Annotated in this window: 13 protein-coding genes; 3 read left to right on the top strand and 10 right to left on the bottom strand. The window is 70.1% G+C overall.

Translation table 11 applies throughout. The features are described 5' to 3' along the window. Window positions 1-105: 105 nt before the first annotated feature. The 4 genes from ABZ904_RS12430 to ABZ904_RS12415 form a co-directional block, all read right to left on the bottom strand. Window positions 106-1,524 carry a sugar porter family MFS transporter gene (locus tag ABZ904_RS12430; RefSeq protein ID WP_359397149.1) on the bottom strand — a complete coding sequence of 473 codons (1,419 nt, stop codon included), beginning with the start codon at window positions 1,522-1,524 and terminating at the stop codon, window positions 106-108. Window positions 1,525-1,789: 265 nt separating this feature from the next. Then, window positions 1,790-5,521: an AAA family ATPase gene (locus ABZ904_RS12425; RefSeq protein ID WP_361822834.1), complete on the bottom strand. Its 3,732-nt coding sequence runs from the start codon at window positions 5,519-5,521 to the stop codon at window positions 1,790-1,792. 216 nt (window positions 5,522-5,737) lie between these two features. Beyond that, the gene (locus ABZ904_RS12420) at window positions 5,738-5,941 is read right to left on the bottom strand and encodes a hypothetical protein (protein WP_055493509.1); all 204 of its coding nucleotides are present in this window, start codon (window positions 5,939-5,941) and stop codon (window positions 5,738-5,740) included. A gap of 379 nt (window positions 5,942-6,320) precedes the next feature. Continuing rightward, window positions 6,321-6,602: an acylphosphatase gene (locus ABZ904_RS12415; protein WP_361822831.1), complete on the bottom strand. Its 282-nt coding sequence runs from the start codon at window positions 6,600-6,602 to the stop codon at window positions 6,321-6,323. A gap of 142 nt (window positions 6,603-6,744) precedes the next feature. Between ABZ904_RS12415 and ABZ904_RS12410 the strand changes: the two genes are divergently transcribed. Together ABZ904_RS12410 and ABZ904_RS12405 are read left to right on the top strand one after the other, a co-directional pair. Further along, a complete protein-coding gene (locus tag ABZ904_RS12410; protein ID WP_359397141.1) occupies window positions 6,745-7,719 on the top strand; it encodes a CAP domain-containing protein in 975 nt (324 codons plus the stop codon). A 391-nt stretch (window positions 7,720-8,110) separates the two neighbouring features. After that, the gene (locus ABZ904_RS12405; RefSeq protein ID WP_360998378.1) at window positions 8,111-8,410 is read left to right on the top strand and encodes an antibiotic biosynthesis monooxygenase; all 300 of its coding nucleotides are present in this window, start codon (window positions 8,111-8,113) and stop codon (window positions 8,408-8,410) included. Window positions 8,411-8,431: 21 nt separating this feature from the next. Here ABZ904_RS12405 and ABZ904_RS12400 read toward each other — a convergent pair whose 3' ends face one another. Beyond that, window positions 8,432-9,016, bottom strand: a complete 585-nt coding sequence (locus tag ABZ904_RS12400) for a GNAT family N-acetyltransferase (protein ID WP_359397242.1) — start codon at window positions 9,014-9,016, stop codon at window positions 8,432-8,434. 159 nt (window positions 9,017-9,175) lie between these two features. On the opposite strand from ABZ904_RS12400, the gene ABZ904_RS12395 reads away from it, so the two are divergent. Next, complete coding sequence (locus ABZ904_RS12395; protein WP_359397136.1) at window positions 9,176-9,562, top strand: helix-turn-helix domain-containing protein; 387 nt, start codon at window positions 9,176-9,178, stop codon at window positions 9,560-9,562. Here the strand turns inward: ABZ904_RS12395 and mutM are convergent. The 5 genes from mutM to ABZ904_RS12370 form a co-directional block, all read right to left on the bottom strand. After that, window positions 9,559-10,443 (bottom strand): bifunctional DNA-formamidopyrimidine glycosylase/DNA-(apurinic or apyrimidinic site) lyase, encoded by an 885-nt coding sequence (mutM, locus tag ABZ904_RS12390; protein ID WP_360998376.1) that lies wholly within the window; start codon window positions 10,441-10,443, stop codon window positions 9,559-9,561. The genes ABZ904_RS12395 and mutM overlap by 4 nt on opposite strands. Window positions 10,444-10,616: 173 nt before the next feature. Beyond that, window positions 10,617-11,432, bottom strand: coding sequence for a ribonuclease III (gene rnc, locus ABZ904_RS12385; protein ID WP_359397132.1), 816 nt, complete (start codon window positions 11,430-11,432; stop codon window positions 10,617-10,619). A 19-nt stretch (window positions 11,433-11,451) separates the two neighbouring features. Further along, a complete protein-coding gene (gene rpmF / locus ABZ904_RS12380) occupies window positions 11,452-11,625 on the bottom strand; it encodes a 50S ribosomal protein L32 (RefSeq protein WP_003951102.1) in 174 nt (57 codons plus the stop codon). 2 nt (window positions 11,626-11,627) lie between these two features. After that, entirely contained in the window at window positions 11,628-12,272 is a 645-nt protein-coding gene (locus ABZ904_RS12375) for a YceD family protein (protein ID WP_359397129.1), read from the bottom strand. Window positions 12,273-12,442: 170 nt separating this feature from the next. After that, entirely contained in the window at window positions 12,443-13,519 is a 1,077-nt protein-coding gene (locus ABZ904_RS12370; RefSeq protein ID WP_359397127.1) for an ATP synthase F0 subunit B, read from the bottom strand. Window positions 13,520-13,614 lie beyond the last annotated feature (95 nt).

The raw sequence follows: 13,614 nt of genomic DNA, 5'->3' as shown, positions 1-13,614 counted from the left end.
CACCCGACACCGCCGCCCGGCTCGGGCGACCGAGCCGGGCGGCGGTGGGTCCGAGGAGAGGGGCAGCGGGGACTTGACCCTTCTCCTCGAGCTCGAAGCGACGGGTCAGCCCATCTCCTCCAGCGCCTTGCCCTTCGTCTCCTTCACGAACTTGAGAACGAACGGAATGGAGAGGGCGGCGAAGACCGTGTAGATCACGTAGGTCGCGGACAGGTTCCAGTCGGCCAGCGACGGGAAGCTCGCGGTGATGGCCCAGTTGGCGATCCACTGCGCGGCGGCGGCCACACCCAGGGCGGCGGCACGGATCTTGTTCGGGAACATCTCGCCGAGCATGACCCAGACGACCACACCCCAGGACAGGGCGAAGAAGAGCACGAACACATGGGCGGCGATCAGGGCGACCCAGCCCTGGGTGGCCGGCAGCTTGCCGTCGACCAGGTGGTACGAGAACGCCCAGGCCTCCAGGGCGAGGCCGACCACCATGCCGACCGAACCGATGATGGCGAGGGGCCGGCGGCCGATGCGGTCCACGAAGATCATCGCGATCACGGTGCCGACGATGTTGATGATCGACGTCGTGAACGAGTAGAAGAACGAGTCCTTCGGGTCGACGCCGACCGACTGCCACAGCGTCGAGGAGTAGTAGAACGCGACGTTGATGCCGACGAACTGCTGGAAGACCGACAGGCCGATGCCGACCCAGACGATCGGCTTGAAGAAGAAACCGCCGCCGAGCAGGTCCTTGAAGGTGGACTTGTGCTCGCTCTTCATGGCGTGCTCGATCTCGGCGACGCGTGCGTCCAGGTCGGCGTCCTTGCTCTCGACCTCGGCGAGGATCTCCCGGGCGCGCTCATGCTTGCCGACGGAGAGCAGGAAGCGCGGGGACTCGGGGATGGCGAAGGAGAGCATGCCGTAGAGGACCGCCGGGATCACCATCACGCCGAGCATGACCTGCCAGGCCTCGAGACCCATCAGCCGGCCGCGCTGGTCGCCGCCCGCCGCGTTCAGCAGGCCCCAGTTGACCAACTGCGAGATGGCGATACCGACGACGATCGCGGCCTGCTGGAAGGAGCCGAGCCGGCCGCGGTAGGCGGGCGGGGCGACCTCGGCGATGTAGGCGGGGCCGATCACGGAGGCCATGCCGATGGCGAAGCCGCCGATGATGCGCCAGAAGGCGAGGTCCCACAGGGCGAAGGGCAGCGCGGAGCCGACGGCGCTGATGGTGAAGAGGACCGCGGCGATCTGCATGCACCGGATGCGGCCGATGCGGTCGGCTGTCCGGCCCGCGGTGGCGGCGCCGATGGCGCAGCCGATCAGGGCGACGGCGATGACCTGGGCCAGCGCTGCGGAGCCGATGTCGTAGCGGCCCCGGATGGCCTCGACGGCGCCGTTGATCACGGAACTGTCGTAGCCGAAGAGAAAGCCGCCCATCGCGGCCGCCGCCGCGATGAAGATGACGTGCCCGAGATGTTCGGGGTGAGCCGTCCTGGCTCCTGTCTGAGGTGCCTGCGCCGTGCTGGTCACGTGTGTAACTCCTCGGGCCACCGGCAACGCCGCCGGGGGTGGGGGGCGAGCCCTTTCAGGGCATGGGTGGCATCCAAGTACCCAGGGAGCACCTGTTCACGCCGCTCACACCTGAAGGTAAAAGCAACGTTGCAGAGACTATGTGTTCAAGTTTCGAAGTCAAAAGCCGGTGAGTCTGAAGCTAGGCCCGAAAACGATCTGCACTTGCGTTCATGTATTGAAGTCTTGAGAAGATGCAGGTCAGAACGGTGTACGTCGCATCTATCTATCGCAGCCGCTGGGAGATGACCTTCGACACACCGTCGCCCTGCATGGAGACGCCGTAGAGCGCGTCGGCGACCTCCATCGTGCGCTTCTGGTGCGTGATCACGATCAGCTGCGAGGCCTCCTGCAGCTCCTGCATGATGCGGATCAGCCGCTGCAGGTTGGTGTCGTCGAGGGCAGCCTCGACCTCGTCCATCACGTAGAACGGGCTCGGCCGCGCCTTGAAGATGGACACCAGCAGGGCCACGGCGGTCAACGACCGCTCGCCGCCCGAGAGCAGGGACAGGCGCTTGACCTTCTTGCCCGGGGGCCGCGCCTCGACGTCGACGCCCGTGGTGAGCATGTTGTCCGGGTCGGTCAGCACAAGCCGTCCGTCGCCACCCGGGAAGAGCCGGCTGAAGACGCCCTCGAACTCCCGTGCAGTGTCCCGATACGCCTCCGTGAAGACCTGCTCGACGCGCTCGTCGACCTCCTTCACCACCTGAAGCAGGTCGGCCCGGGTCTTCTTGAGGTCCTCCAGCTGCTCGCTGAGGAACTTGTGACGCTCCTCCAGCGCCGCGAACTCCTCCAGGGCCAGCGGGTTGACCTTGCCGAGCTGCTGGTACGCCCGCTCGGCGGCCTTGAGCCGCTTCTCCTGCTCGGCGCGGACGAACCGGCGGGGCTGATTACGCGGGTGCTCGGGGTCCTCGGGCAGCTCCTCGCCCTCGGCGGGCGGCGAGGGCGGAACCAGTTTGTCGGGGCCGTACTCGGCGATCAGACCCGCCGGTTCGACACCGAGTTCCTCCAGCGCCTTGCCCTCCAGCTGCTCGATACGCAGCCGCTTCTCGGCGCCGAGCACCTCACCCCGGTGGACGGAGTCCGTGAGCTTGTCGAGCTCGGCCTTGAGGTCGCGGCCCTCGGAGCGCGCCGCGGCGAGCTCCTGCTCGCGGCGGGCCTTCGCGGCCTCCGCGGCGACGCGCTCGGCCTGGGCCCGGCCGAGGGACACCTCGACATGGGCCAGGAGCTGCCGGGCGCCGAAGGCGACGGCCTCCGCGACGGCGGCCTCGTGCCGCAGCCGGGCCCGCCGCTGCTCGGCACGCGCGCGTGCCTCGCGTTCGGCACGGGCGCCCCGGTCCAGGGAGTCGGCCCGTCCGGCCAGGCCCTTGACCCGCTCCTCGTGCGTACGGACCTGGAGCCGGGCCTCCATCTCGGTCTGGCGCGCGTTCGCCCCGTCCGCGGCGAGCCGGTCGCGTACAAAGGTGTCGGGCTCCTCCTCGACCGGCATCTCCTCGGCGACGGCGAGCCGCTCGGCGAGTTCCTCCACTTCGCCCAGGGCCCTCTCCAGGGCCTCCTGCGCCCGGGCCGCGGCGGCGGTGGAACGCTCGGCCTCTCCTGCGGCGCCCCGCGCCTGCCCGGCCAGCCGTCCCAGATGCTGGGCGACGGACGACTTCTCACGCTCGGCCGCACGCCGCCGCTCCCCCAGCTCCTCCACACCGGCGGCGCACTCCTTGCGGCGCTCCCCCGCGAGCCGCTGCTCCTCGGTCAGCTCCTCGCACCTGACGGCGAGTTCCGCGAGCTCGGCGGCGGCCTCGTCGACGGAGGCCTGCACCTCCAGCAGGCTCGGCGCCCCGGCCGATCCGCCCTGTGCGAAATGCGCCCCGAGCAGGTCGCCCTCGGCGGTGACGGCGGTCAGTCCGGGCCGCGCGTAGACGAGTTCCTCGGCGTCCTCGAGGGTGCCGACCACGACGATGCCGCGCAGCAGCCGCCGCACGGCGGGCATCAGAGCGGCGGGACCCCGGACGAGGTCGGCCGCGAAGGGCGGCCCGTCCGCGGAGGAAGACCCGGGCACGCCGCCCAGGGCGCCCCGCGCTGCGGGAACCTCGTCGTCATGGGCGCCGGCTGTGGGCTGCCCAAACGATCCGGCACCGGCCGCCGGCGAGGGGGCGGTGCCCGGCCCGTCGGTCTCTCCGGTCCCCCGCGGGTTCTCCGCGGCGCCCGCACCCGGGCCCTGGGCCTCGTACGCGGGCTCCTCGGGTGCACCCGCCAGCAGCAGCGCCGCCCGCCCCGCGTCCTGCTTGCGCAGCATCCTGATCGCCTCGGCCGCCCCGGCCGGGCTCGTCACGGCGATCGCGTCGGCGGCGGCACCGAAGGCGGCCGCGAGCGGCACCTCGTATCCCGGGGTCACCGTCAGCAGTTCGGCCGCCGGTCCGAGAAGTCCGGAAAGGCGCTCCTCCGCGCCGAGCAGGGCGCCCGAGCCGTCCTTGCGGCGCAGGCCCAGTGCGAGTGCCTCGTGGCGGGCGGCGACCGCGGCGCGCCGGCGCTCGGCGGTGGTGGCCGCCTCGCGGGCCGCCGACAGGGCCGCCTCCGCCTCGGCGAGGGTCCTCTTCGCCGACTCGTGCTGCTCGGCCAGGTCCGCGTCTCCGGCGTCGAGACCGTCGACCTCGGCCTTGAGGGCTTCGTACTCCTCCTGGGCGGCGACGGCACGCTCCTGCGCCTCGTCGCGGGCGGCGGCCAGGCGGTCGATCTCGGCCTGGGCGGAGGCGGCGCGGGAACGGGCCGCGTTGACCTGGCCGTTGAGCCGGGCCAGGCCCTCGCGGCGGTCGGCGATGGCGCGGGCCGCGTCCTTCAGACGCCGCTCCTCGATCGCCAGTTCGCGTTCCAGTTCGGCGCGGTGCGCGACGGTGTCGTCCAGCGCGCGCTGCGCCGCTTCGAGGGCCGCCTCGAGCTCGGCCTCCTGCTCGCGGATACGCGCGGCCTCGCGTTCCATGTCCTCGGGGTCGCGGCCCCGCCGCTCCTCCGGCGGCGCGGAGGTCGCGCTCTTGACCCGGGCGTCGGCCAGCGAGATCGTGCCGCGCACTCGCTCGGCGAGCTGCGACAGCTCGTACCAGGTCTGCTGGGCACGCTGCAGACGGGGCGTCAGCCGCCGTACCTCGTCCTCCAGGAGTCCCTCGCGCTGCAGCGCCTTCTTCAGTTCGCCCTCGGCGGCCTCCTTGCGCTCCTTGAGCGCGGCCTCGTCGGCGATCTCGGCCTTGAGCGCCTCGCGCAGCCGGACGAGGTCGTCGGCGAGCAGGCGCAGCCGGGCGTCCCTGAGGTCGGCCTGTATCACGGCCGCCCGTCGGGCCACCGCAGCCTGCCGACCGAGCGGCTTGAGTTGACGGCGCAGCTCGTCGGTCAGGTCCTGGACGCGGGCGAGGTTCGCCTGCATGGCGTCCAGCTTCCTGAGGGCCTTCTCCTTGCGCTTGCGGTGCTTGAGGACGCCCGCCGCCTCTTCGATGAAGGCGCGGCGGCCCATGGGGTCGGCGTGCAGGACGGAGTCGAGCTGCCCCTGGCCGACGATCACGTGCATCTCGCGGCCGATGCCGGAGTCGGAGAGGAGGTCCTGGATGTCGAGCAGCCGGCAGGTGTCGCCGTTGATCTGGTACTCGCTGCCGCCGTTGCGGAACATGATCCGCGTGATGGTGACCTCGGCGTACTCGATGGGGAGGGCCCCGTCGGAGTTGTCGATGGTCAGGGACACCTCGGCGCGGCCGAGCGGTGGGCGCCCGGTGGTGCCGGCGAAGATGACGTCCTCCATCTTGCCGCCGCGCAGCGACTTGGCCCCCTGCTCGCCCATCACCCAGCTGAGCGCGTCCACGACATTGGACTTGCCCGAGCCGTTGGGGCCGACGACACACGTGATACCGGGCTCGAACCGGAGCGTGGTCGCCGAGGCGAACGACTTGAACCCACGGAGGGTCAGGGCCTTGAGGTGCACGCCGCTGGACTCTACCTTCCACCGGGTGTCTCACTGCGTGAACCCGCGGTTTCACCCCTGAACGTGCAGGGCACACCATCCGTTAAAGAGAGCGGAAAGGGTGCGCGGGGGCAAGAAAGAAGGGACGCCGAGGCGTCCCTTGCAACTCTGACAACTGAGCGGTTGATACGGGCAGCCGAACCACTGCGTGTGCTGTCGGGTGGAGCGATGCAGTGATCAGGTGAGCGCAGGCTCCGCCTGGTGTGCGTCGATGCTCTCCATGATCCTGTCGTGAGAAGCGGCAGCCGTCAGCGCGTCGTTCTCCGCCTGGATTCGTCCGAGCTCGGACTCGAGCTCCTGGACGCGCTGCTGGAGCCGTCGCATCTCGGCGAGGAGTCGAGGGTCGGAGCCGCCGACGTAACCGAGAAGCGCCTTTGCCATGATGGATGGTCCTCCACACTGAGTGACCGACCGATGCGGTGTGGGTCGTGAGGGAATTCGCACCCGCGGTGCTTGGCACTCTTGAGTTTTGCGCCGTTCTTACATGCCAAACAGCTAAGGTGCGCGGGGCTTTCAGCGTCTCACCAAAAAGTTTGACGGTCAACACGATCACGCCCTGCATTGGGGGGCGACCCGGGGGCGCGCGGCCCTGGACGGGCTGCGCTGCGGCTCCTGCGGGCCCCTGAGGGCGTGGAGATCATCCTTACCGGCGGAGCCTGCCACGGCAAGCGATTCTTGGCAACCACCAGGCCCTTTCTGCTCACAGTGGGTGCCAACGGCATGCCCTTCCGCTTCCGCGGGCCCGATCCGGGGTCCGGACTCAGCGGATGGAGAAGCCCTCGTAGCACCCGCGGGGCGTGTCCCAAATCTCAGTGACTCCATCCACACGTCCGGGTGTGTCGTCGCCCCGCAACCAGTCCAGCAGACCCTCGCAGCCTTCCCGCGCACCCTCGACGACCACCTGGACCCGACCGTCGTCCAGATTGACGGCGAAACCGCTCAGGCCGCCGATCTCCAGCGCCTTGGCCCGGGTGAACCAGCGGAAACCCACACCTTGGACACGTCCGCGCACCCACGCTACGAGCCGTGCTTCGTCGTTCATGGGTGCACGCTAACCGGCCAATGTCACACGAGGCACTTCCTCCCCTTGCGCCATGCGGTAGCGTCCCCACCCATATGAATCTCATGTGAAACTCACTCGATCGTGTGAGTTGCGCTGACCGCAAGACCAGGAAGGCCAGCAGATGGGACGCCACCGACGCTCCGCCGCCGGACGCGCCGCCACGGGGGGCCGCGCCACCGAAGTCACGCAGAAGCACCAGCCCCAGCCCCCCGCGGAGGGGTACGGCCCGGAGAACCTCTACGGTTTCGCCGCGGTTCTGGAGGCGGAGCGACTTGCGACCCGATCGCACCGCAAGAAGAGGGCCGCGACGCCGGTCCGTACGGGCCTCCTCGGCGTCTCCGCGGCCGTCGCGCTCGGCACCGTGGCGGTCGCCGCCGGGGTACTGCCGGGCAGCAACCACTTCACCGTGAGTGGGGACTCCGGCGACGTTCAGGCCGGGGGCACCAGCCCGTCGGGCTTCGCGACCGAGCAGGGCGGGACGAACGGCACCGCGGACGGCGGCCGCGAGTCCACCTCCACGAGCCGTGACGCCGACCGGACGACCACGCCGACCACGGCCCCTTCGGCCCCCGCCTCCCCGGCGGCGTCGGCGCCCGCGCAGGAGCCCTCGCAGTCTCCGTCCCCGACGGCGACGCAGACGGCCCCGGCTGCCCCGCCGGCGCAGAAGGAGAAGACGAAGGAGCCCAAGGCCACCCCGCCCGGGCATGCGACAACCCCCGAGTCCGCGGCCGAGACCGAAGTGCTCAAGCTGGTCAACCAGGAGCGGGCCAAGGTGGGCTGCAGCCCCGTGACCCCGAACGGCACCCTGCGCAAGCTCGCACAGGCGTTCAGCGAGGACATGGCCGCGCGGAACTTCTTCGACCACACCGATCCCAGCGGCCAGGACCCCTGGGACCGTGCGGCCGCGCTCGGCATAACCGACCTCGGCGGCGAGAACATAGCCCGTGGCCAGGCGACCGCCCAAGAGGTGATGGACGCCTGGATGAACAGCCCCGGCCACCGGGCGAACATACTGAACTGCGACTTCCAGACCCTGGGCGTCGGCGTCCACTACGGGGCCGGCGGACCCTGGTGGACACAGGACTTCGGGTACTGAGAACTTCGCAGGTCAGCGCCCTCTGAAGTCTCCTGGGCCGTCTCGGGGCCGTCATCGGTGGCTCTCTCGTCACCGATGACGGCATCGACGGCGGCCCGCGTACAGGTTCACGCTGGACGGCATCCGGTGATGCTCTCCCCCGCGTCCAGGAGCACGGACGCGCAACAGTGCCGTAGCGCGTGCGTCCCGTTTGTCCCGCCCTGTCGCCACAGCAGCGGCGCGGAGTGCAGGACGCCGCTGCCGATCGTCGAGCACCCGTCATCGCTTCGCCCCGCCGACCTCGGTTCATCCCATCCTGCGCAGGCCACCGGCCAGAGGCGCCAACACCCGCGGTACGGTGCTGGTCCGATCAAGGAAATGATCACTGGGCGATGAAAGAAGAGGTCGCGTCATGTTTGCGGTCATCTACCGGTGGCGCCTACATCAAGGCAAAGAGCAGCAGTTCGCATCGAGTTGGCACCGGATGACAGAGGAAATCCACAACCAGTGCGGCAGCTATGGATCCCGCCTGCACCAGGCCGATGACGGTACCTGGGTCGCATACGCACGCTGGCCGGACGCCTCAGCCCGCGAGCGGTGCCAGGGCGTCGATCCAGAAGCCCTTTCATCGATGCGTGAGGCGATCGCGGAGTCCTTCCCTGAGATTCGCTGCCAGGTGATCGACGATCTGCTCGCCGAACCGCTCGGCTAGCCGACGCCGCAGGTCAGCTCCCTATGAGTCTCCGCCCGGGACAGCCCGTCCCCGGCGCAGGTCCAGCATGAAGAAGACCTTGTCGTAGCGGCGCTCGCCGACGGCGACGAAATCGGGCAGACGGCCGTATTCGGTGAAGCCCAGCGACCGGTAGAGGCGCAGGGCATTGCTGTTGTCGCCACGGGCGTCCAGGGTGAGGACTTCGATATCCGCCCGCCGGGCGTCAGCGATCAAGGCGGCGGTCAGCGCCCGGCCGACCCCGCGCCCATGGGCGGCGGCATCCACCGCGATCTTCTCCAGATCGGCGTGCGGCCGGTGGGTCGGTCGGGCATAGCGCAGCCAGTACCCCAGTCCGACCAGCCGACGGTCGAGGTATGCGGCACGCAGGGACCCGTCCCCGGTCCTTGCTGCACTCACGACGTGGCCCAGGAGTTCCGCGACCTCAAGGAGTGAGGGTGGTTCGACCCAGCCGAGCGCGGCGCCCCCGCCGACCAGGTCCGCAAGGATCCGGTGGGCGGACTCCGCGAAGCGGGCCTCGAGCTCCGGGTCGGAGGACAGCTCCGTCGCGTCCAAGACGGCCGGCTCGGCCCTTCCACCGCTGATCATGGACGTATTCACAGCCAGGAGCCTATCCAGAGGTCAGCCGAGCACCTTACTGGCCCACATTCGCGCATTTCGCCGCGATGTCTCCCGCGCACGCGGGAGGCGCTTTCCCTCGGTTAGTGCAACCTGCCGGTCAGCGCTGTGGTCGCGTACGCTTCCGGCATGACCACCGCGCCGGAGCAGGACCTCCCGTACGACGTGTTCTCCAGGGCGTGCCCCTCTCGCGGCACGCTTGAGCACGTCACGGGACGCTGGGGGGCGCTCACGCTCGGGGCGCTGTACGAGGGCTCGTTCCGGTTCAACGAGCTGCGTCGCCGGGTCGCCGGCGTCAGCGAGAAGATGCTGTCCCAGACCCTGCACGCACTGGAGCGCGACGGTCTTGTGCACCGCGAGGCCCAGCCCACGAACCCGCCGCGGGTGGACTACGAACTGACCCCGCTGGGCCGTGAGGTCGCCGAGCAGCTGCTGAGCCTCATCCACTGCGTGGAGGGACGCATGGACGAGGTGCTCGAGGCCCGCCGCCGGTACGACGAGACACGAGCCGGCTAGCCGTTCTCGCCCCGCGTCGGCGGGGCCGGCAGGCGCGGAGCGCGCTGGCACTTCGGGCAGAAGTAGCTGGACCGGTTCATCCAGGCACGGCGGCGCATCGGCATGGCGCAGCGCCGGCAGGGCAGCCCCTCGCGGCCGTACGCGTCCAGCGACCGGTCGAAGTAGCCCGACTCCCCGTTGACGTTGACGTAGAGGCTGTCGAAGCTCGTGCCGCCCACGGCGAGCGCGGCGTTCATGACGTCCCGTACGTGGCCGAGGAGTTCGGCGGTGCGGGGCCGGGTGAAGTTCGCCGTGGGGCGTTCGTAGTGGACGGCGGCGCGCCACAGGGCCTCGTCCGCGTAGATGTTGCCGACGCCGCTGATCAGCGACTGGTCGAGCAGGGCCCGTTTGATGGTCGTGCGCTTGCGGCGCAGCGCCTGGTGGAAGGCCTCGTCGTCGAAGAGCGGATCGAGGGGGTCGCGGGCGATGTGCGCGATGACGTCGGGCAGCCCGTCGGCGGCGGTGTCGTGCAGCGAGAGGCCGCCGAAGGTGCGCTGGTCGACGAAGCGCAGTTCGGTACCGAGGGCGTCGTCGAACCGGAGCCGGATGCGGAGGTGCTTCTCTTCCGGGGCCTCGTGCGGCTGGACGAGGAGCTGACCGCTCATGCCCAGGTGGGCCAGGATCGCCGAGCCGGTGGTCTCCACCGGGACCCAGAGGTACTTGCCGCGACGGCTGGGCGTGCCGAGGAGCTGACCTTTCAGCCGGTGCGCGAAGTCCTCGCCGCCCGCGGTGTGCCGGCGGACGGCACGCGGGTGCAGCACCTCGACGTCGGCGACGGTCCGGTGGGCGACCCAGCGCTCCAGCCCACGCCGCACGACTTCGACCTCGGGCAGCTCGGGCACGGGGCTCCTCCGAAAGGGTGAACAGGGACGACGTCCGCAGAGTACCTCGTGATCAAGGCCCCTCGGAGGGCTCCTGAGGCGGGCCCGGACGGACGAGGGGCGGCCTCGGCAGAGCCTCAGGATGCGGAACGCGCCCCGGCATGTGTGCCGGGGCGCGTTCCGTGATGAAGGATTCAGGCCGTCGCCTGGGCGGAAGCCGTGTCGGTGTCCCCGTCGGGGGACGACTCCGCCTCGGCCGCCGCCTTCGCGCGTTCGTCGGCGGCGGCACGGATGGAGCGCCAGGCCGACTCCGCGGCCTGCTGTTCCGCCTCCTTCTTGCTGCGGCCGGTGCCGGTGCCGTACGAGACGCCTCCGACGCGGGCGGCAGCAGTAAAGGTCTTCTCGTGGTCCGGGCCGGTCTCCGTGACCAGGTACTCGGGCACGCCGAGTCCCTCGGTCGCGGTCAGCTCCTGGAGGCTGGTCTTCCAGTCCAGGCCGGCGCCGAGATTCGAGGACTTCTCGATCAGCGGGTCGAACAGGCGGTGCACCAGCTCCGCCGCCGAGTCCAAGCCCTGGTCGAGATAGACAGCACCGATCACCGCTTCAAGGGTGTCGGCAAGGATGGACGCCTTGTCCCGGCCGCCCGTGCCTTCCTCGCCCCGGCCGAGCCGGATGAAGGAGCCCAGGTCGAGCCCGCGGCCCACCTCCGCCAGCGCACGCGAGTTGACCACCGCGGCCCGCAGCTTGGCCAGCTGGCCCTCGGGCAGGTCGGGGTGGGTGCGGTACAGCGTGTCGGTGACGACGAGGCCGAGGACGGAGTCCCCGAGGAACTCCAGGCGCTCGTTCGTCGGCAGACCGCCGTTCTCGTACGCGTAGGAACGGTGGGTGAGCGCACGCACCAGAAGGGCGGACTCGAGCTTGTAGCCGAGCCGCCCTTCCAGAAGCGTGTGGGACGAGGCTGTGTTGTCCGCCTTCTTCCTGGCGTTTGGATCCGCCTTGGCGTCAGACATCAGACCTCTCACCAGCCGCTCAGACCTCGAGGACCTGGCGCTTGTTGTAGGTGCCGCACGAGGGGCACGCAATGTGCTGCTGCTTGGGCTCGTGGCAGCGCTCGCACGCAACCAGAGTGGGGACCGCAGCCTTCCACTGCGACCGGCGGTGGCGCGTGTTGCTGCGCGACATCTTCCGCTTCGGAACAGCCACGGCTACTTCTCCTGCTTCTCGTCGACGCCCGCTTCGGCGCCGCTCATCTCGTCCTTCTCGCCGTCCTTCATGGTGCCGGCGAGTCCCTGCAGTGCCGCCCAACGGATGTCGACGGCGTCGTGGTGGTGGTCCGGGTCGTCCGCGAGCCGTGCTCCGCACTCGGAACACAGACCCGGGCAGTCTTCCCGGCACACCGGCTGCATCGGCAGTGCGAGCACCACCGCATCGCGCAGCAGAGGTTCGAGGTCGAAAAGTCCGTCCTCGAGGAAGAACCTGTCCTCGTCGTCCTCGGCGTCGTCGCCCGGTTCCGTGATCACACGGCCCCGGTCGTCGGCGTCAGGGTACGAGAACAGCTCCTGGAATTCCGCTTCGAGCTCCAGCTCCAGCGGCTCCAGACACCTTACGCACTCCCCCTCGGCCGATGCACGGGCGGTGCCTGTGACGAGCACCCCTTCCATGACCGACTCGAGCCGGAGTTCGAGCTCCACCGGGGCCCCCTCGGGCACCCCGACGACACCCTGGATACCCAGGTCCTTCGGGGCGTCGACCGTGCGGGTCAGGCGCTGCAGCGCACCAGGACGCCGCCCCAGCTCGTGCGTGTCGAACACGAGGGGGTTGCGGTGGTCGAGGCGGGCGTTCAGGGCCATTCCTGCTTTCGGTCTTCGAGTCCTGGGTCTTCAAGACTCGGAAGGGACACCGTCCCGTGGCATTCCGGGCAGCGCCGATCGCGGAGGCTACGCGCGACCGAAGTGCCAGGATACTGGACCTTCCGCTCACGGCCCAATCCGGTGCGCTCGCACCCTGGGGTCCGCGGCCCTCAGTGACCGCCGCGTCCCTGCTCGTAGGCGCGGAGCTGCTCGGCACTGATCATGCTGGTGTCGAAGAGGCTGGTCTCGTCGAGGGCGTTGCCCTGGGTGTATCCGTGCGCCTGCCCGTGCCCCTGGTCGTAGACGCCCTGCTGGTCGTACGTCTGCTGCGGGTAGGCGGCGTACGGGTCGGCCTGCTGGTAGCCATAGGCGTCCTGCTGGGCGTACGTCTGCTGGTAGCCGTACTGGTCGACCTGCTGATAACCGTACGGATCCTGCTGCTGGGCGTAGACCGGCTCGGCCTGCTGGGCCGGGATCTGGGGGCTCTGGGCCGGGACCGCGGGGGCCTCGGCGGGGCTGTCCGCCAGGGCCGCGAGATCGGCCAGGTAGTCGGCGTCGCTGGAGTGCCGGACGGTCGTCGGGTCCGCGGCGAGGGCGCCGAGGTCGTCGCTGGCGATCCGGCCGTGCAGCTTCTGGCGGCCCTTGCCGACGGCATCGAGGGTCTTGGCGAGGACCGCCTCGAAGGCTCCGAGCTTGGCGTCCACGTAGGCGTCGGCGTCGCGGCGCAGCGTCTCGGGGTCGTGGCTGCGCTCGGGGGCGTCGTCTTCCTCGGGGTCCACGTACCCCTGCTCGTCGAATTCCGGGCCGGTGCCGAGGAGTTTCTCCCGGCCGCGGCCGACGGAGCCGAGCGTCTTGGTGAGGACGACCTCGAAGTTGGCGAGCTTGGAGTCGACGTAGTCGTCAGCCTCGGCCCGGACCTCCTCGGCCTCCCGGCGGGCCTCCGCGAGGATGCGGTCGGCCTCGTTCTGGGAGCGGCGGGCGACCTCGGTGTCGGAGATCAGCGAGCCCCGCTCGGCGTGCGCGGTCTCGATGATCCGCTCGGCCTCCTGGCGGGCCCGCTCGACCATCTCCTCGCGGCCGCCGATGAGCTCCTGGGCCTGGGCCAGAGAGTCGGGCAGCGCCGCGCGCACCTCTTCCAGCATCGAGAGCAGCTCGGCGCGGTTGACCACGCACGAGGCCGACATGGGCATCGACCGGGCGTTGGTGACCATCGCGACGATCTCGTCGAGCTTGTTCTGCACGTCCACCGTGTGCTCGCCACTCTCTACAGCTGTGTTGGAGACGGACGGTTCGACTCTACGACCACTGCCGCCCCGCCCGACACCAGGTGACGAGGTGTCAG

It is taken from the genome of Streptomyces sp. NPDC046900, assembly GCF_040644975.1.
Lineage (GTDB): Bacteria > Actinomycetota > Actinomycetes > Streptomycetales > Streptomycetaceae > Streptomyces.
This window is presented reverse-complemented; position numbering and strand designations above follow the sequence as displayed.

Coding starts and splice junctions, on each gene's coding strand:
- ABZ904_RS12420 (WP_055493509.1), bottom strand. CDS start 5,941: ATGGCAAAGGCGCTTCTCGGTTACGTCGGCGGCTCCGACCCTCGACTC.
- ABZ904_RS12415 (WP_361822831.1), bottom strand. CDS start 6,602: ATGAACGACGAAGCACGGCTCGTAGCGTGGGTGCGCGGACGTGTCCAA.
- ABZ904_RS12410 (WP_359397141.1), top strand. CDS start 6,745: ATGGGACGCCACCGACGCTCCGCCGCCGGACGCGCCGCCACGGGGGGC.
- ABZ904_RS12405 (WP_360998378.1), top strand. CDS start 8,111: ATGTTTGCGGTCATCTACCGGTGGCGCCTACATCAAGGCAAAGAGCAG.
- ABZ904_RS12400 (WP_359397242.1), bottom strand. CDS start 9,016: ATGATCAGCGGTGGAAGGGCCGAGCCGGCCGTCTTGGACGCGACGGAG.
- ABZ904_RS12395 (WP_359397136.1), top strand. CDS start 9,176: ATGACCACCGCGCCGGAGCAGGACCTCCCGTACGACGTGTTCTCCAGG.
- rnc (WP_359397132.1), bottom strand. CDS start 11,432: ATGTCTGACGCCAAGGCGGATCCAAACGCCAGGAAGAAGGCGGACAAC.
- ABZ904_RS12375 (WP_359397129.1), bottom strand. CDS start 12,272: ATGGCCCTGAACGCCCGCCTCGACCACCGCAACCCCCTCGTGTTCGAC.